General features: G+C 69.2%; 19 protein-coding genes. 8 read left to right on the plus strand and 11 right to left on the minus strand.

The window, feature by feature from the left end:
* The first annotated feature begins 72 nt into the window (after positions 1-72).
* Positions 73-1,062 carry a replication factor C small subunit gene (locus GRX01_RS10075; RefSeq protein WP_159666635.1) on the plus strand — a complete coding sequence of 330 codons (990 nt, stop codon included), beginning with the start codon at positions 73-75 and terminating at the stop codon, positions 1,060-1,062.
* A gap of 72 nt (positions 1,063-1,134) precedes the next feature.
* Here GRX01_RS10075 and GRX01_RS10080 read toward each other — a convergent pair whose 3' ends face one another.
* Complete coding sequence (locus tag GRX01_RS10080) at positions 1,135-2,100, minus strand: cation diffusion facilitator family transporter (protein ID WP_159666638.1); 966 nt, start codon at positions 2,098-2,100, stop codon at positions 1,135-1,137.
* Between the two features lie 180 nt (positions 2,101-2,280).
* On the opposite strand from GRX01_RS10080, the gene GRX01_RS10085 reads away from it, so the two are divergent.
* Positions 2,281-2,799, plus strand: a complete 519-nt coding sequence (locus GRX01_RS10085; RefSeq protein ID WP_159666641.1) for a metallophosphoesterase — start codon at positions 2,281-2,283, stop codon at positions 2,797-2,799.
* Between the two features lie 450 nt (positions 2,800-3,249).
* Here the strand turns inward: GRX01_RS10085 and GRX01_RS10090 are convergent, their stop codons facing one another.
* Together GRX01_RS10090 and GRX01_RS10095 are read right to left on the minus strand one after the other, a co-directional pair.
* Positions 3,250-4,122, minus strand: coding sequence for an ArsR/SmtB family transcription factor (locus GRX01_RS10090; RefSeq protein WP_233740982.1), 873 nt, complete (start codon positions 4,120-4,122; stop codon positions 3,250-3,252).
* A gap of 92 nt (positions 4,123-4,214) precedes the next feature.
* Positions 4,215-5,252 (minus strand): hypothetical protein, encoded by a 1,038-nt coding sequence (locus tag GRX01_RS10095; protein ID WP_159666644.1) that lies wholly within the window; start codon positions 5,250-5,252, stop codon positions 4,215-4,217.
* A gap of 190 nt (positions 5,253-5,442) precedes the next feature.
* Between GRX01_RS10095 and GRX01_RS10100 the strand changes: the two genes are divergently transcribed.
* Complete coding sequence (locus GRX01_RS10100) at positions 5,443-6,606, plus strand: acyl-CoA dehydrogenase family protein (RefSeq protein ID WP_159666647.1); 1,164 nt, start codon at positions 5,443-5,445, stop codon at positions 6,604-6,606.
* 163 nt (positions 6,607-6,769) lie between these two features.
* Positions 6,770-7,075, plus strand: a complete 306-nt coding sequence (locus tag GRX01_RS10105; RefSeq protein WP_159666650.1) for a DUF7853 family protein — start codon at positions 6,770-6,772, stop codon at positions 7,073-7,075.
* 4 nt (positions 7,076-7,079) lie between these two features.
* Here the strand turns inward: GRX01_RS10105 and GRX01_RS10110 are convergent, their stop codons facing one another.
* A complete protein-coding gene (locus GRX01_RS10110; protein WP_159666653.1) occupies positions 7,080-7,463 on the minus strand; it encodes a thiol-disulfide oxidoreductase DCC family protein in 384 nt (127 codons plus the stop codon).
* A 58-nt stretch (positions 7,464-7,521) separates the two neighbouring features.
* Positions 7,522-8,010: a cupin domain-containing protein gene (locus GRX01_RS10115; RefSeq protein ID WP_321168013.1), complete on the minus strand. Its 489-nt coding sequence runs from the start codon at positions 8,008-8,010 to the stop codon at positions 7,522-7,524.
* A 140-nt stretch (positions 8,011-8,150) separates the two neighbouring features.
* Here GRX01_RS10115 and GRX01_RS10120 point away from each other — a divergent pair, with 140 nt between their 5' ends.
* Positions 8,151-8,471, plus strand: coding sequence for a 4Fe-4S dicluster domain-containing protein (locus tag GRX01_RS10120; RefSeq protein WP_159666659.1), 321 nt, complete (start codon positions 8,151-8,153; stop codon positions 8,469-8,471).
* A 34-nt stretch (positions 8,472-8,505) separates the two neighbouring features.
* Here GRX01_RS10120 and GRX01_RS10125 read toward each other — a convergent pair whose 3' ends face one another.
* The 3 genes from GRX01_RS10125 to GRX01_RS10135 all read right to left on the minus strand — a co-directional run bounded on the left by GRX01_RS10125 (position 8,506) and on the right by GRX01_RS10135 (position 11,302).
* On the minus strand, positions 8,506-8,880 hold the full coding sequence (locus GRX01_RS10125) for a type II toxin-antitoxin system VapC family toxin (RefSeq protein ID WP_321168014.1): 375 nt from the start codon (positions 8,878-8,880) through the stop codon (positions 8,506-8,508).
* Entirely contained in the window at positions 8,877-9,101 is a 225-nt protein-coding gene (locus tag GRX01_RS10130; RefSeq protein WP_159666662.1) for an AbrB/MazE/SpoVT family DNA-binding domain-containing protein, read from the minus strand. The genes GRX01_RS10125 and GRX01_RS10130 overlap by 4 nt, the downstream gene beginning before the upstream one ends.
* A gap of 77 nt (positions 9,102-9,178) precedes the next feature.
* Entirely contained in the window at positions 9,179-11,302 is a 2,124-nt protein-coding gene (locus GRX01_RS10135) for a heterodisulfide reductase-related iron-sulfur binding cluster (RefSeq protein ID WP_159666665.1), read from the minus strand.
* Between the two features lie 201 nt (positions 11,303-11,503).
* Here GRX01_RS10135 and GRX01_RS10140 point away from each other — a divergent pair, with 201 nt between their 5' ends.
* A complete protein-coding gene (locus GRX01_RS10140; protein WP_159666668.1) occupies positions 11,504-12,100 on the plus strand; it encodes a conditioned medium-induced protein 4 in 597 nt (198 codons plus the stop codon).
* Positions 12,101-12,344: 244 nt separating this feature from the next.
* Complete coding sequence (locus GRX01_RS10145) at positions 12,345-13,058, plus strand: CRISPR-associated protein Cas4 (RefSeq protein WP_321168015.1); 714 nt, start codon at positions 12,345-12,347, stop codon at positions 13,056-13,058.
* Positions 13,059-13,083: 25 nt separating this feature from the next.
* On the opposite strand, the gene GRX01_RS10150 is transcribed toward GRX01_RS10145, so the two are convergent.
* From GRX01_RS10150 to GRX01_RS10160, 3 genes are read right to left on the minus strand one after another with little or no spacing between them, the layout of a single operon-like run.
* Positions 13,084-13,725, minus strand: coding sequence for an L-threonylcarbamoyladenylate synthase (locus GRX01_RS10150; protein WP_159666671.1), 642 nt, complete (start codon positions 13,723-13,725; stop codon positions 13,084-13,086).
* Positions 13,726-13,732: 7 nt separating this feature from the next.
* Positions 13,733-14,245, minus strand: coding sequence for a redoxin domain-containing protein (locus tag GRX01_RS10155; RefSeq protein WP_159666674.1), 513 nt, complete (start codon positions 14,243-14,245; stop codon positions 13,733-13,735).
* Positions 14,246-14,515, minus strand: coding sequence for a glutaredoxin family protein (locus tag GRX01_RS10160; RefSeq protein WP_159666677.1), 270 nt, complete (start codon positions 14,513-14,515; stop codon positions 14,246-14,248).
* A 186-nt stretch (positions 14,516-14,701) separates the two neighbouring features.
* Here GRX01_RS10160 and GRX01_RS10165 point away from each other — a divergent pair, with 186 nt between their 5' ends.
* Positions 14,702-16,087 (plus strand): hemolysin family protein, encoded by a 1,386-nt coding sequence (locus GRX01_RS10165; protein WP_159666680.1) that lies wholly within the window; start codon positions 14,702-14,704, stop codon positions 16,085-16,087.
* The last annotated feature ends 38 nt before the right edge of the window (positions 16,088-16,125 follow it).

The following is a 16,125-nucleotide window of genomic DNA, read 5'->3' on the forward strand; positions in this document are numbered from 1 at the left end:
CCTCCATCCAGTCGTGGATCGCCGGGTCGATATCTCGGGGCGTTTATCCCCCCGGGCCGCCGACCACCGTCCATGAGCGAGGCCGACGACGGCGAGGCCGCCGAGTCCTCCCCCGGGCGGGAGGTCTGGATCGAGAAGTACCGCCCGCAGACGCTGGAGGACGTGTACGGACACGAGCAGATCGTCTCCCGGCTCCGCAGCTACATCGAGCAGGACGACCTGCCGCACCTCCTCTTTGCAGGACCGGCAGGTGTGGGAAAAACCACCTCGGCGGTCGCCATCGCCAAGACGATCTACGGCGACGACTGGCGGACGAACTTCCTCGAGCTCAACGCTTCCGACCAGCGCGGCATCGACGTGGTTCGCGACCGGATCAAGAACTTCGCGCGCTCGTCGTTCGGCGGCCACGACTACCGGATCATCTTCCTCGACGAGGCCGACTCGCTGACCGACGACGCGCAGTCGGCGCTGCGGCGGACCATGGAGCAGTTCTCCGACAACACGCGGTTCATCCTCTCGTGTAACTACTCCTCGAAGATCATCGACCCGATCCAGTCGCGGTGTGCGGTGTTCCGCTTCTCGCCGCTCTCCGACGAGGCCGTCGAGGCGCAGGTCCGCGACATCGCCGCCGATCAGGACATCGAGATCACCGACGACGGGCTCGACGCGCTTGTGTACGCCGCCAACGGCGACATGCGCCGCGCGATCAACTCCCTGCAGGCGGCCGCGACCACGGGCGAGATCGTCGACGAGCAGGCGGTCTACGAGATCACCGCGACCGCCCGTCCGGAGGAGATCGAGGCGATGGTCGAGGACGCGCTCGCGGGCGACTTCTCGAAGTCGCGGGCGACGCTCGACACGCTGCTCACCGAGACGGGGATGGCCGGCGGCGACATCATCGACCAGCTCCACCGGTCGGTGTGGGAGTTCGGCCTCTCGGACCCGGAGGCGGTGCGGCTGATGGAGCGCATCGGCGACGCCGACTTCCGCATCACCGAGGGCGCCAACGAACAGGTGCAGCTGGAGGCGCTGTTGGCGTCGCTTGCGCTGGCGAACGAGTAGGCGACGAGATAGCAGGCGGCGAGCGACCGTTCACGTTCGTGTCGTGGTCGAGTCCGCCCGCGAGCGGCGACCTCACACCTCCGGCTCGATGTAGACGATCCCGACGCGGTCGTCCATCTCGCGGAGGGTCGCCTCGATCTGCGTGATGTCCGCGTCCACGTCGCGGGTGGCCGCGTCGCCCTCGAAGCTCACGTCGGCGGTGACGAGCACCTCGCCCGGGCCGACGAACACCGTCCGGAACCCGTCGATGTGGACGACGCCGTCGTGGTCGGCGATCGCCGCCTCGAGGTCGGCCTCCACGTCCGCCGCCAGCGACTCGCCGAGGATGAGCCGCTTGTTCTCCCACGCCAGCGCGACCGCGAAGAACATCAGGAGCGCGCCGATGACGACCGAGGCGATCGCGTCGAAGATCGGCATCTCCAGGAACCGCGCGAGCGAGATGCCTACGAGCGCGATGACGGCGCCGGCCAGCGCGATGGCGTCCTCGGTGAACGCGGTGAGCGTGGTCACGTCGCTGGTCTTCGAGAACGCCTCGCGGAGCCCGGCCCAGCCGTAGGTGTCGATCTGTCGGTTCAGCTCCGCCCGCGCCTTCGCGAACGCGTAGATCTCGAACAGGATGGCGCCGAGGAGGACGACGACGTTGATCCAGAACGGATCGACCGGCACCAGCTCGGTGAAGTTGATCCCCGCGAGCACTACGTCCGCCCGTTCGCCGCCGTGGGCGGGGTGCATGATCGCCTCGTACCCGTGGTTCAGCGACTCCCAGCCGGCGATACCGAACAGGAGCACGGAGACGAGGAACGCGTAGAAGAACTGCGCCTTGCCGTAGCCGAACGGGTGCGCCCGGTTCGCCTCCCGGTTCGAGTAGCGGATGCCGATGAGGAGGAACACCTGGTTTCCGGTGTCGGATATCGAGTGGTACGTCTCCGAGAGCATCGACGGCGACCCGGTGAGCAGGAAGCCGAAGAACTTCAGCACCGCGATGGCGCCGTTGGCGATCAGCGCGGCGATGACGACGGACCTGCTTCCTCCAGCCATTGTCTACCGGTCTCGGCCGACGGTAATCAACCCCATGGAGCACGACGGACCGGTCGTCCTGAGCCGGGCGTCGTCGCCCCGTCGACATCGTCGTCGTCATCGACGCCTCGACGGGCGGCGTGGACGCCGCCGACTTCGAACTCCCGAACCGTTAGTAGCGACCGTCACGACCCAGTCGGTATGCTCGTGATCCTCTCCGACACGCACGCCACCGACGGCCACCGCCTCCGGGGACGGACCCTCGACGCGGTCCGGGAGGCGGACGCCGTGATCCACGCCGGCGACTTCTACCGCGAGGCGGTGCTCGACGACCTCCAGCGCGAGGCGTCGACGCTGTACGGCGTCACCGGCAACAACGACGACGCCGCGCTGCGCGAGCGACTGCCCCGCGACCGCGTCGTCGGCTACGAGGGCGCGACCGTCGCGGTTCGGCACCGGTCGCGAAGCGGCGCGACAGGCCTCGTCATGTTCGGCCGCGAGCGCGACGCGGACCTCGTCGTCTTCGGCCACAGCCACCGTCCCGAGTTCGACGACTCCGGGGACGTGCCGCTGCTCAATCCGGGGAGCTACGCCCAGCCGAGGGGAAACCGGCCGGCACACGGCGAGGTAACCCGAACCGACGAGGGGCTCGCCGGGGAGCTCGTGACCCCCGACGGCGAGGCGTTCGAGCGGTTCTCCGTCCCGGTACGGTCGCCGTGAGATCGCCCGGATCGGGTGCTAGAGCCGCGTACGGTGGCCGAGAGGGTCGTCGAGAACACGGCGAGGAACACGATCGACCCGTCTCCCTCGTTCGGGTCGCGTCGACGGCGCGGATCGCGTCGACGACGGTGCGGTCGCGTCAACGGGGACCGGGTTCCCGGGCCGCCGGCCGCCCGCGCACCCGGTCGGGGGTGTCGGGGAGACGGTGGCAGGTCGTGGCTCGGGCGCGGCGGTTGGAGGGCCGACGGGGAACCGCGAACGGAGGGCCGGCGCGCCACCGGGAACCGTACCGGATCGTACCGGCGCTCGTGTCAAGTACTTTCTCTATGGTCAAACGCCGTTTTTAGTCACCGCGGTGGCGGCGCGGACGGGCGAGCGGCCGGACGAATGAACGGACGAACGGAGGACAGGTGAGCGGAGGACGGGTGACAGGCGGACGGACGCGACGGGTCACGTGCCGCCGCGACGGCGGGCGGCCACCGCGACGACCGCGAGCGCGAGCAGCCCGCCGCACAGGAACAGGAACCCCGGCGAGGCGGCGAGCTGGTCGACCAGCGTCGGGCCGGCGTCGCCGGCGACGGCGTACGTCGTGTCGCGTGCCAGCTCGGTCGCGGTCGATTCGGGCGCCGGCGTCGCCGTCGGCGCGGGGGTCGATGTCTCCGCGGCGGTCTCGGTCGCCTCCTGGATCCCCATCCCGCCGTCGTCGGCGGCCTCGGTCGGCGTCGGCGTCGCCGCGTCGTCGGCGGCTGCCTCGGTGGCCGTCGCGTTCGTCGACTCGACGCTCACGTCGGTGCTATCGCCGCCGGACCCCCCGTCGGCGCCGTCCGCGCCGCCGGCCGAGCCGAACCCGACGGTGGGCGCGAACGGGCCGTCGAGGACGGTCTCGACGACGACGGCGCCGAGGCCGACGGCGCCGATCCCGCCGAGCAGGCGGCTGAGCGTCGCGCGGATGCCGGACGCCTCGGACTCGGGACCGGCGACGAGCACGAGCGGCCCGTCGGCGGGGGCGTACACGTCCATCTCGCGGCCCTTCTGGGAGTAGGCGGTGTCGACCACCTCGACGACGCCCGCATCGCGCAGGCGCTTCAGGTGGTACTGGGTGTTCTGCAGCGACGTGTCGACGCGGTCGGAGACGTCGCTTGCGGGGCCGGGGCTGTCGTGGAGGGCGGAGAGGATCGCGCGGGCGGTGTCCGAGGAGAGCGCCGCGAGGACGTCGTCGGCGTCGTCGCCGTCGACGCCGATCACTCGCGGGTCGCGGTCGTCGTCGTCGCCGCGGGACCACGGCCCGCCGATCCCCGGGATGGAGGAGGGCATGTCGGCCATTCGTCGTTCCTCTTTCGCGGTGGTGTTGGTAAGCTTTCCGTGCGCTCGCGGCGGTCGCGGAACCGAGCGATCTCGTTGCCTCGAACGGCCCGTCACTCCCGGCGTCGACGTCCGAACGCGACGGCGACCGCCGCGACAGTCGCGGTTGCGACGACCGCCGTCGCGACTCCGAAGCCGTCGCCCGTCGCGGTCGTCCCCGCGGCGTCGGCGGTTCCGGATCGATCGGACGCCGTGACCGTCGCCGTCGATGGCTCGCGTTCGGTCGCGTTCGTCGCGTCCGCGCCTTCGGTCCGCGGCGGCGCGGTCGTCGGACCCGGCGTCTCGGCCGGCCGCACCTCGACGGTCTCGTTCTCGATCGCGACCGGGTGGGTCGCACTGGCGGCCCGAAGCCCCACCGAGTACGCCCCCGGCGAGGGGGTCGCCGGGGTCGCCACGACGACCGTCGTGTCGACCTCCTCGCCGGGCGCCACCGACGACCACTCGATCGTCCGGTTCGCCGGGTGGAACCGACCGTCGCCACGTACGGCCGCGATCGACCACCGCTCGGGCAGCGACGTGACGCGGACGGAGAGCGTTCGGACCGCCGTCTCGTCGTTGTTGACGAGACTGAGGTACAGGTCCCCGCGTCGCTCGCCGTGACCGATCGCGCCGAGGTGCGCGAAGACGGTCCGTGGCCGCCGCTCGTGCGGACGAAGCGCGAGCGTCGCGTTCTCGTGGCCGAGGATCCGAAGCTCGCTGACCCCCCGGTCGCTCACCGCGACAGCGGCGTCGGCGCGATCCCAGTCGACGGTCGCCGCGAACCCGCCGTCGTCGCCGACCCGGGCCACGGTCACGTTCGGCGGATCGGCGGCCGCAAGCGCGCGGAGCTCGTCGGTCGACAGCTCACGCAAGGTTCCGGACTCGCCGACGATCACCGCCGCGTCGGCGGCCGGTTCCCCGTCGACGCCGGTGACCGTCCCCTCGATCCGGACATCGTCGCCCGGGCCGGGATCGTCCGTCGCGGCCGGCGCTATCGGCGCCGCCGGCGGTGTCGTCGCTGTCGTCGCGGCCGCCACCCCGGCAACCGTCCAGAGCACGCACAGCAGACACGCCGCGTAGGTGAACGCGGAACGACGTGACGCCCGTGGCATGGCTCCGGCTTCGAACGCGACCGGCAAGTGCCTCGTGGAGGGACAAATCGGCGTCGTAGCCATCGGTACCGACCCGACGGCGTTCGCTCGTCTCCCGCTCCGCTCTCGTCCGGGTCGGCCCGATCACATCACTCATCGTCGATCCGAAAGATCCCGACACCCCTTTGTCGACGTGTCACCGAGTGTTCGTATGCTCGATTACGTCGGTCTGGAGGCGGACCTCTCGGCGGAGGAGAAACTGATCCGGGACACGGCCCGGGAGTTCGTCGCCGAGGAGGTCGACCCCGACATCGCCGACCACTACGAGGCCGGGACCTTCCCCACGGAACTCATCCCCGAGATGGGGGAGCTGGGATTCTACGCGCCGAACCTCGAGGGATACGGCTCCCCGAACGTCTCCGAGCGCGCGTACGGGCTGTTGATGCAGGAACTGGAGGCGTGTGACTCCGGCCTGCGTTCGATGGCCAGCGTGCAGGGAGCGCTCGTGATGTATCCGATCCACGCGTTCGGCAGCGAGGCCCAGAAGGAGGAGTGGCTCCCGGCCCTCGGGCAGGGTGAGGCCGTCGGCTGCTTCGGGCTGACCGAGCCGGAGCACGGCTCGAACCCGTCGGGGATGGAGACGCGCGCCGAGCGCGACGCCGACGGGTTCGTCCTGAACGGCGAGAAGACGTGGATCACCAACTCCCCCATCGCCGACGTGGCGGTGGTGTGGGCGAAGCTCACCTCGGAGGAGGGGTCGCCCGTCCGTGGCTTCCTCGTCGAGACCGACCGCGACGGGGTCGAGACGCCGAAGATCGACGAGAAGCTCTCGATGCGCGCCTCCGTCACCGGCGGCATCGTCCTCGACGACGTGCGCGTCCCCGAGGAGAACGTCCTGCCGGAGGTCGAGGGGATGAAGGGGCCGCTGTCGTGTCTCACGCAGGCCCGGTTCGGCATCGCCTGGGGCGCCGTCGGCGCCGCCCGCGACTGTTTCGAGACGGCTCGCGAGTACCAGACCGGCCGCGAGCAGTTCGGGGGCCCCATCGCCCGCTTCCAGATCCAACAGGAGAAACTCGCGGAGATGGCGACGCAGATCACCCTCGCCCAACTGCTCGCGTATCGCCTCGCGGACCTGAAGGAGCGCGGCGACCTGCGGCCCCAGCAGGTGTCGATGGCCAAGCGCAACAACGTCCGGATGGCCCGCGACCAGGCGCGCGTCGCCCGCGAGATGCTCGGCGGCAACGGGATCACGACGGACTACTCGCCGATGCGGCACATGAGCAACCTGGAGACGGTGTACACCTACGAGGGAACGCACGACATCCACTCGCTCATCCTCGGGGAGGACCTGACCGGGCTGTCGGCCTTCTCGTAATGCGATAGCGGGCGAGTTACGTCGTCAGCCCGGCCAGCGACCGGCTGTCGGCCTTCTCGTCGCGAGGCGACGCGTCGAGGGGGACCAATCCCGCGCCCGTCGTGGTGGCGGTGTGCGAACGATGACCATAGCTAAGTAGGTGGACTCTGAGGCGCCAACCGAGATGGTCGAACCGGTCGAGGGCGGGTGGCGGACGCTCGCGTTCCCCCGCGAGGAGGCGTGGGTGGTCCACGCCGCGCTCCTCGACCGGGTCCAGCGGGCGGTCGAGGCGGACGGCACCGCCGAGGGATACCCGGAACTCGACGCGCTGACGGCGATCGAGGACGGACGCGAGCGGTTCGACGCCGAGGAGGTCGCGGTCGTCCGGGGAGCGCTCGAGGCGTACCTCCGGCGTGCGCCCCCGAGAGACTTGGCCCCCGGTCGGGCGGCGCTGCGGCGGACCCGTACTCCCGAGATTCCGGAGCCCTGAGGCGCTACGTCGAGCCGCTCTCGTTCGACAGCGAGTCGCGCCGCGCGAACTTCCCCCACAGTGCCCGCCGGTCGGCGGCCCACCGATACATCGTCTCGCGAGCCTCCGGGTACTTCGGAAGCCCCTTCGCCGCCGCGGTGAGCCACCAGCCGGTCGCGCCGGTGCGCTTCGCGACCTGTTCGAGCGCCTCGCCGCAGGAGTACACCGCGGCGTCGGTGACGAGGTGCATACACTCCTCGTAGTCGTCGGGAAGGCGCGCGCGGAGATCGTCGTGGTCGGCCAACTCCGAGAAGCCGACGGCATCGAACTCGCCAAGCTCCAGCGCGTGTGAGACGCAGAAGGTGCAGAACCCGCAGTCGTCGTCGTACACGAGGCGAGGGACCGACATACCCGGATCTACGGGCTCGACGGACATGTGGCTTCGGGCGGGCCGACCCTCACGTCCGCTATTCCTCCTCGCCCTCCCAGTAGTCGACGGCGTCGCCGCGGCGGAAGTACGCGTCCACGTCGCGCTCGTCCCCGTCGCCCGGCGGCGCGCCCGCCATCGCGCCCACCTTGTCGGAGTCCGGGTACACGAGCACCTCCGGCTCGCGCATCGTCGAGACCGCGAGGTATCGGAGGGCACCCTCGGAGTCGTTGACGACGCGGTGGGCGCCGTCCTCACCGGGCGGGAGCGAGACGTAGTCGCCCGCGCGCAGCGGGCTCGTCCCGTCGGCGTGGCGCAGGGTCCCCTCCCCCGACAGGACGTAGATCGCCTCCGCGTTGCCCGCGTGGTAGTGATACGGCCACGCGCGCTTGCCCGCCGGGAGTTCGTAGAGGCTACAGCCCAGATCCTCGCCGTCGGCGGCCGCGGCCAGCCGCTTTCGCCGCCAGCCGACCGACTCGCCGCGGTCGGTCCCCTCCCAGTCGAGTTCGTCGGCGTTGACGCGATTCACGCGGGGACGTCGCTCGGGTCGACCGTAATCGTATCGCCCGTCGCGCACGCGTTCGCCGTCGCCCGTCGCGACCGTGTCCGCGACGTTCCCGCGGTCCCCGGATGCCGGCGTTTTTGTACGTGTCGCGGTAAGCATCGATAATGGGAATCGATCCGAACTTCGACGACAACCGCGAGCACGTCGGCGAGGAGAACGGTCTCGACGTGTGGGGGCCGGTCGATCCGCCGGAGAAGCTGGGTATCCACGGCGCCCACGTCGCCGTCGACTACGACATCTGCATCGCCGACGGCGCGTGTCTGGAGAACTGCCCGGTCGACGTGTTCGACTGGGTCGACACGCCCGACCACCCCGAGAGCGAGACGAAGGTCGAGCCGACCCGCGAGGACCAGTGTATCGACTGTATGCTCTGTGTGGACATCTGCCCGGTCGACGCGATCGACGTCGACGCGTCGCGGTCGTGAGCCCGTCACGTCGGCGTTCGGATCGTTCTATCGACTACTCCTCCAAGTCCTCCAGCGCGACCCGCTCGGTCACGTCATCGTAGCTCCCATCGGAGGAGACGATCCGGTCGCCGTCGGCAGCAATGAGATGGAGCGCGTCGAACGGCGTCAGCCCGTCCTCCTCAACGGCGTTGGCGGCGGCGAGAACGGGATCGGTATCACCCCGAACCTCGACGAGTGCGGCCGCGTTCGCGACGACGCGCTCGACGTTCCGTTCCTCCCGGTATGCAACGAGCATCAGTTCGACTAACGTGTGTGTCGATGTCCAGAGCTCCTCGCCGTGTTCTCGGTAGTACTCCTCAGCGGCAGCCGAGAGCCAGTCGTCCTCCTTGATCAGCGCGAGCAGGAAATCCGTCTCGACGTAGCTCACCGACCGGCCTCCTCGATCGCTTCTTCCTCGGCGGCTGCGGCGAGCTCCTCCGCCGTCCCCTCGACGTTCCGGAATTCCTCACGGAGTGCCGCGAGCGGATCGTCCGCGACCGGGATCAGGAGAAGCCGACCCTCACGCTCCACCAACTCGAATCGGTCGCCGAACTCCTCACGGAGCGATTTCGGGAGGTAAATCCGTCCGTCAGCGGCATCAACGCGCATAACACGGATACGACTTCCACGAACTTGGTTCTTTGCCGTAATCAGCAGATCGTGGAGCGAACTTGCTTTTTATCCCGTCAGTCGGCCGCCGCCGACGACGTGTCCCCGTCGGCGTCCGCCGGCGCGTCGACGGCGACGCCCTCCTTCGCCGCCAGCGCCTCACACAGCAGTTCCGCGATGTCGACGATCTCGATGTCGTCCTCGAAGTTCCCGGTCTTGCGGCCGTCCTCGTACATCGTCCCGCACATCGGACAGGCGACGACGAACTTCTCGACGGCGTCGCCGGCGTCGGTGTCCTCCAGCGCCTCGCGCAGGCGCTCCTCGCTGGGCTTGGACTCCTCGTCGTGGTCCATCCAGAGGCCGCCGCCGCCGCCCCCGCAGCAGAACGAGTCCGAGCGGTTGCGCGGCATCTCGTGGAGGTCGACCCCCGTCGCGCGGATCAGGTCCCGCGGCGCCTCGTACACGTCGTTCATCCGGCCGAGGTGACACGGGTCGTGGTACGTCGCCGTGTAGTCCAGCTCCGTGCCGTCCAGCCCGAGGCGACCCCGATCGACGAGGGTCTCGACGACCTCCGTATAGTGGAAGACGGGGTCGTCGAACTCGCTGACCTCGGGGTACTCGTTGCGGAAGGTGTTCATCGAGTGTGGGTCGGTGGTGACGACCTTCTCGAAGGTCGCCGATTCGAACGCCTCGGTGTTGTCCTCGACGAGCATCTCGAAGAGGCCCTCCTCGCCGACGCGGCGCACGTCGTTGCCGTCGTGCTGCTCGTCCTCGTAGAGGATGCCGTAGGAGACGTTCGCGCGCTCGAACAGCGTCGCCAGCGACCGGGCGACGCGCTGGTTGCGTTCGTCGTAGCTGGGGTACTCGCCGACGTACCAGAGGAACTCCACGTCCTCCTCGCGGGCGTCGGGCACCTCGAAGTCGAGGTCGTCCGCCCAGTCGGGCCGCTTGCGGGCGGGGTCGCCGAACGTGTTGCCGTTCTGGAACACGTTCATCATCGCGTCCTGCACCATCTCGTCCATCTGGCCCGTCTCGGTGAGTCGACGGTTCATCTGCGTGAACTCCGAGACGTGCTCGATGTCGACGGGACAGGCGTCCATGCAGGCCATACAGGACATGCACGACTCCATCGACTCGGCGGCGATGACGGAGTCGCCGCCGTCCGCGACGATCTCGACCTCCTCGGTCTCGCCGGCGTCGAGGGACTCGCGGTAGCGCTTGAGGTCGAGGATCACGTCGCGCGGGTCCAGGTTCCGGCCGGAGGCCTTCGCCGGACACACCGAGGAGCAGCGGCCGCACTTCGTGCAGGCGTCGTGATCGAGGATGTGGCGCCACGAGAAGTCGTCGATGGAGCCGTAGCCGATCTCGTCGGGACCGGCGTCCTCGGGAACGCCCGGAAGCCTTACCCCGGCCTTCTCGTCGCGGGTGACGACGTTCGCGAACGAGGAGATCATGTGGAACGGCTTGGCGTACGGGATCAGCGCGATGAACGCGAACGCCAGCAGCGCGTGGCTCCACCACGTCCAGTGGTACAGCGTCTCGGCCATCCCGACGGTGACGCCCGCCTCGGCGAACAGGCCCGCGAGGAAGAAGCCGACGAACGACACCTGCTCGTATGCGGCGAACTCGGCGGAGCCGACGATGCGGAACGCCTCCAGCACGTAGCCGCCGACGCCCAGCGCCAACAGCGTCCAGACGAACGCGTCGTCCTCCAACGAGGTGTGCTTGCCCCAGAGGCGACCGTCGCGTTCGGTGTAGCGTCGGTAGATGGCCATACCGACGCCGACGACGAACAGCAGCCCCATCGCGTCCATCACGAACGAGTACGAGAGGTAGAAGTCGCCGACGAAGAACGACTCGCCGGTGACGGGTCGCCAGAAGTCGAGGTCGATGCCGAGGATGGTCGTCCCGATGAGGAGCGTGAGAAAGCCCCACAAGATGAACGCGTGCATCACGCCCGCGTACAGGTCGCGGTCGAACTGGTTGCGGTTCGACGCCACGATCCGGGCCGCCCGCAGTACCCGTCCCGGGAGGTCGTCGAGGCGGTCGAACCAGTCGTCCTCACCGGCGGCGTAGCGCGCGAACCGCGCGTACGTGCCGTAGAGGAACACCCCGATCGCGACCGCCGCGAGGTAGTAGAACGCGGCCTTCCCGACGGGACCGATCGTCCAGAAGGTCTCGCGCGTCACGTCGGCTTGCATGTCGATAGCCCGTCGCCGCCTCCGATTAAATCTTCTCACACCGACGTCCATGACGGTCCACGACGACTGTCAGCACCCGCCCCTGATACCGTCCGCACCTGCCCGCTCCGGGCGTCGAGCCTCCTCCGCTCCCGTCAGCACGGTTGCGCGGGCCGTCGCCGGCAACACCCTTTTGTCCGACGACGGTCATCGTTTCAGTCTATGGACGAGAAGACGGAGGAACTCCGCGAAATCTTCCTCGACACGACGGGCGGCGACACCGTCACCGAGCGTCAGGAGGAGGGGCACGGCTCGCTCGCGGACGAGAGCGACGCCGCCGAGCGGCTCGCCGACCTCGTCGCGCGGATGCGCGAGCGCTTCGAGTTCGACTCCGACCGCTCCGACGAGGACCTCGTCCGGGTCGTCCGGCTGTACTTCCGGGGCGCCGACGACGCCGCCATCGCCGCCGACCTCGACGTCGACGAGGGGACGGTCTTCGACGCGCGGATGGACCTCCATCTCGTCCGCGACGGCGACCGCGAGGCGCCGTTCGACCTCTCGCGGCTCCGCTCGATGCACGTCGATGACGTGCCGATGGCCGATCGGGCCGCCGAGCTCGGCGTCGACGAGACGACCGTCGAGCACTACTCGACGGTCGTCGCCACGAACCTGGAGTCGACCCGGGCGAACGACCGCTTCCGCGACGAGTTCGCCGACCTGCTGGCGGAGCAGGACCTCAAGGGCGGCCACACCGAGGACGCCCGCGAGGACGGGCTCAGGGAGGCGGCCGAAGACATCGAGACGAACGTTTCCTTCTGAGGAACCTCTTTTCGCCTCGGGTTTCCTCGGCCGCCTTCGGCGGCCTGCGGGAACCGCTCGGCGAAAACCCGTTCATGCCAAACGGCCGCTCGCTCGCCAGCCTATCGGCTGGCTCGCTCGCGGTAGGATCGCAGGTGACTCCGCGACGGCACCGTGACTGCACTGCCTCCGCACTGCCTCCGCATTCCACTTGTTCTCTTTCCCACGGCGAACGTTCAAATACGAACACGGAACCACCACTCACGTGTCCCGGGACAAGGTGTCGTTCACGGACCTCGCGACGGCGACGTACTGCCCGCGCCAACTGTACTACGACCGGCGCGAGGACGACCGCGAGCCGCCGCCGGAGGCGACCGCCCGGATCGACCTCGCCTTTCGCTATCCCGAGTTGCGGGACCTGGACGACGCGGCCCTGGCGGCCGAACCGATCGATCGCCCGCCCGAGGAGTACCGCGCGGCGCTCGCTCGGCTGGCCGACCGAGCGGACTGGGAGTCGCTGTCGGATCCGACCGACACGCATGTCCTCCTCGACGGGAAGGACGCCCGCGGCGTCGCGCACAAGGTGATCGGCGAGACCGGCGCGGACGCACCGCGCGACGACGACGAGAACCCGACCGGCGATCCCCCGGTTCCGGTGATCGTCTCGCCGGGTGACCCGCCCGAGCGGGGAGTGTGGGAACCGCAGTCGGTGAAGGCGGTCGCGGCGATGCACGCGCTCTCGTGGCAGGAGGGGCGACGGATCCGGCGGGCGATCGTCGAGTACCCGACCCACGGCGTCGTCAGGGACGTGTCGCTGTCCGTGCGCCGCTCCGGGACGTACCGACGGGTGCTCCGGTCGGTTCGGGAGCTGGACGGTCCCCCGGCGAGGCTATCGAGCAGCGCGAAGTGTCGCGACTGCCGTCATCGGTCGAACTGTGGGGTGAAAACACGGAGTCTCCGGAGCCTGATCGGGCTGTAGCTCCGGAGCGAGCGCCCCGCCCGACTCAGGGCTCGCTCGCCAGCCACTCGCGGATCTCGTCGACCAGCGGACCCGCCCGGTGGATGACCCCGCGGTCGGGATCGACGACGGTGCTCTCGCCGCCCGCCGTCTCGCCGCCGTCGAGCACGACCGAACAGCCGTCGCGGATCCGGGAATCGAGCTCGGCGACCCGGCGGACGCTCCCGGCGCCCGAGCGGTTCGCGCTCGTCGCGGTGATCGGTCCGGCCACATCCGCGAGGGCGCGTGCGGTCCCGTGGTCCGGCACGCGGATCCCGACCCGCGGCTCGCCGTCGGTGAGTTCCGCCGCCAGCGTGTCGCCGCGGTCGACGACGACGGTCACGGGACCGGGAAGGAACCCCCGCGTGAACCGGGCGGCGCGGTCGCTCGCGGGAACCAGCGACAGCGCCGCGTCGACGCTCCCGAACCCGACCGACAGCGGCTTGTCCCGCGGGCGATCCTTCAGCGCGAACACGCGCTCGACGGCGGCCGGGTCCGTCGCGTCGGCGCCGAGGCCGTACACGGTCTCCGTCGGATAGACGACGGACTCGCCCGAACGGATCGCCTCGGCGGCGTGCTCGATGTCGTCGTCCGTCAGCTCGTGGTCCGACTCGCGATCCGGCTCGTGATTCGGTCCGTCGGCGTTCATTGGAGCCTTACAGGCGCTCGATCTGCGCTTCGACCTCGTCGTAGTCCGGGAACTCCGGCCACTCGGCGGCGACCCACGCGTACTCGACCGTGTGGTCCTCGTCGAGGAGGAACACCGCGGGACGGTGCTCGCGGATCCCCGTCATCCCGTCGAGGTCGTGGATCGCGCCGTACTGTTCGGCGACCTCGGCTGAGGGGTCGGAGAACAGTTCGTAGTCCATCTCGCGCTCCTCGATGAACGTCTTGTGCTCGTACGGAGTGGAGACGGAGACGCCGACGACGGTCACGTCGTCGGTGTCGCCGTGGCCCCACCCGCGGTCGCGGATCTCGTTCCAGACGTACGTGGCGGGGAACGCGCCGTCCATCGGGAAGAACACGAGCGCGATCGGCCCGTCGAGGTCCGACAGGGCAGTGTCGCTCCAGTACTCGTCGCCGACGAGCGGGCGGGTGAAGTCGGGCGCGTCCTCGCCGACGGCGACGTGATCCGCCTCGGGGAGCTCGACGACGTCGAAGTCGACCATTCAGGCACCTCCCGCAGCGGCGTCGCCGTAGGTGTTGTCGAGGTACTCCACGATGTTGCCGGACTCCGACATCGTCACGCCGGTGTTCTCGTCGCGGATCGCGGGCACCGAACGCTTGCCGGTGAGCCGTGCGACCGCGTTCCGGTCCGAGTGCATCGGCTCGACGAACCGCGACTCGTACTCCAGCCCGTGCTCCTTGAGCTTTCGAACGACGCGCTCGCAGTAGGGACACGCCTGAAGCCGATACAGCGTGATCTCGGGTGTTGTCATGGATACGACTACGACGGCGAGTTTGGTAACGTCTTCGCCCGCGGCACTCCCGTCGTCCGTGCCGCCGTGGCCGCTCGCGGCGCCCTGACACTCGCGTGGGGCGGACAGGGTCGAGCCGAGAGCGGACGCCGCCGCGCCGCCCGAGGACAACGCTTAATTCGGGGGACCGTCAAGCCGTCGTATCGCATGGGTTTGTCGCCGGTATCCGCTCCAGTAGTCACGCCCGCGCAGTTCGGCGGGCTCGCGAACGCCGTGCCGATCAACGACGCCACGATCACCGTCGGTGGCGTCCTCGCGATAGTCGTGCTCATCGGCCTGTCGGCGTTCTTCTCCTCCTCGGAGATCGCGATGTTCTCGCTGGCGAGTCACCGGGTCGAACAGCTCGTCGAGGACGGTCGCATCGGCGCGGAGGTCGTCAAGGAGCTGAAGTCCGACCCCCACCGCCTGCTGGTGACGATCCTCGTCGGCAACAACATCGTCAACATCGCGATGTCCTCCATCGCGACGGGCCTGTTCGCCATCTACATGAGCCAGGGGCAGGCGGTCGTCGCGGCGACGTTCGGGATCACCGCGCTCGTGCTCCTGTTCGGCGAGTCGGCGCCCAAGAGCTACGCGGTCGAGAACACCGAGTCGTGGGCGCTGCGGATCGCCAAGCCGCTGAAGCTCTCCGAGTACGTCCTCTTCCCGCTCATCGTCGTCTTCGACTACCTCACCCGTGTCGTCAACAAGGTGACCGGCGGTCGGTCGGCCATCGAGACCTCGTACGTCACCCGCGACGAGATCCAGAACATGATCCAGACCGGGGAACGCGAGGGCGTCATCGAGGAGGAGGAGCGGGAGATGCTCGACCGCATCTTCCGGTTCAACCAGACGATCGCGAAGGAGGTGATGACGCCGCGGCTCGACGTGAACGCGGTGCCGAAGGACGCCTCCATCGACGAGGCGATCGAGACGTGCGTGCAGGCCGACCACGAGCGCGTCCCGGTGTACGAGGGCAACCTGGACAACATCATCGGCGTCGTGAACATCCGCGACCTCGTCCGCGCTCGCTACTACGGCGAGGGGGACAACGACCTCGCGAGCGTCGTGCAGCCGACGCTGCACGTCCCCGAGTCGAAGAACGCCGACGAGCTGCTCGAGGAGATGCAGGACACTCGGATGCAGATGGTCGTCGTCATCGACGAGTTCGGCACCACCGAGGGGATCCTCACCCTGGAGGACATGGTCGAGGAGATCGTCGGCGAGATCCTCGAGGGCGACGAGGAGGAGCCGTTCGAGTTCGTCGACGACGACACCGTCCTCGTGCGCGGCGAGGTGAACATCGACGAGGTGAACGAGGTGCTCGAGATCGACCTGCCGGAGGGACAGGAGTTCGAGACGCTCGCGGGCTTCGTGTTCAACCGCGCCGGTCGGCTCGTCGAGGAGGGTGAGGAGATCGACTACGAGGGCGTGAAGATCCGCATCGAGGAGGTCGACAACACCCGGATCATGCGGGCCCGCGTCACCGTCACCGAGGAGTACTTCGCGACGGACGACGAGGAGGCCGAGGTCGGCGCCGAGGCGGAGAACTGAGTCGCGTCCGTCTCGGGTGATGGGGGGCGGAAGCGCTT

Origin of the sequence: Halobaculum saliterrae, assembly GCF_009831625.1 — an archaeon.
Classification (GTDB): domain Archaea; phylum Halobacteriota; class Halobacteria; order Halobacteriales; family Haloferacaceae; genus Halobaculum; species Halobaculum saliterrae.

Excerpts from the sequence above, each read along its gene's own strand:
- GRX01_RS10075 (WP_159666635.1), top strand. The coding sequence starts at position 73 with ATGAGCGAGGCCGACGACGGCGAGGCCGCCGAGTCCTCCCCCGGGCGG.
- GRX01_RS10080 (WP_159666638.1), bottom strand. The coding sequence starts at position 2,100 with ATGGCTGGAGGAAGCAGGTCCGTCGTCATCGCCGCGCTGATCGCCAAC.
- GRX01_RS10085 (WP_159666641.1), top strand. The coding sequence starts at position 2,281 with ATGCTCGTGATCCTCTCCGACACGCACGCCACCGACGGCCACCGCCTC.
- GRX01_RS10090 (WP_233740982.1), bottom strand. The coding sequence starts at position 4,122 with ATGGCCGACATGCCCTCCTCCATCCCGGGGATCGGCGGGCCGTGGTCC.
- GRX01_RS10095 (WP_159666644.1), bottom strand. The coding sequence starts at position 5,252 with ATGCCACGGGCGTCACGTCGTTCCGCGTTCACCTACGCGGCGTGTCTG.
- GRX01_RS10100 (WP_159666647.1), top strand. The coding sequence starts at position 5,443 with ATGCTCGATTACGTCGGTCTGGAGGCGGACCTCTCGGCGGAGGAGAAA.
- GRX01_RS10105 (WP_159666650.1), top strand. The coding sequence starts at position 6,770 with ATGGTCGAACCGGTCGAGGGCGGGTGGCGGACGCTCGCGTTCCCCCGC.
- GRX01_RS10110 (WP_159666653.1), bottom strand. The coding sequence starts at position 7,463 with ATGTCGGTCCCTCGCCTCGTGTACGACGACGACTGCGGGTTCTGCACC.
- GRX01_RS10120 (WP_159666659.1), top strand. The coding sequence starts at position 8,151 with ATGGGAATCGATCCGAACTTCGACGACAACCGCGAGCACGTCGGCGAG.
- GRX01_RS10130 (WP_159666662.1), bottom strand. The coding sequence starts at position 9,101 with ATGCGCGTTGATGCCGCTGACGGACGGATTTACCTCCCGAAATCGCTC.
- GRX01_RS10135 (WP_159666665.1), bottom strand. The coding sequence starts at position 11,302 with ATGCAAGCCGACGTGACGCGCGAGACCTTCTGGACGATCGGTCCCGTC.
- GRX01_RS10140 (WP_159666668.1), top strand. The coding sequence starts at position 11,504 with ATGGACGAGAAGACGGAGGAACTCCGCGAAATCTTCCTCGACACGACG.
- GRX01_RS10150 (WP_159666671.1), bottom strand. The coding sequence starts at position 13,725 with ATGAACGCCGACGGACCGAATCACGAGCCGGATCGCGAGTCGGACCAC.
- GRX01_RS10155 (WP_159666674.1), bottom strand. The coding sequence starts at position 14,245 with ATGGTCGACTTCGACGTCGTCGAGCTCCCCGAGGCGGATCACGTCGCC.
- GRX01_RS10160 (WP_159666677.1), bottom strand. The coding sequence starts at position 14,515 with ATGACAACACCCGAGATCACGCTGTATCGGCTTCAGGCGTGTCCCTAC.
- GRX01_RS10165 (WP_159666680.1), top strand. The coding sequence starts at position 14,702 with ATGGGTTTGTCGCCGGTATCCGCTCCAGTAGTCACGCCCGCGCAGTTC.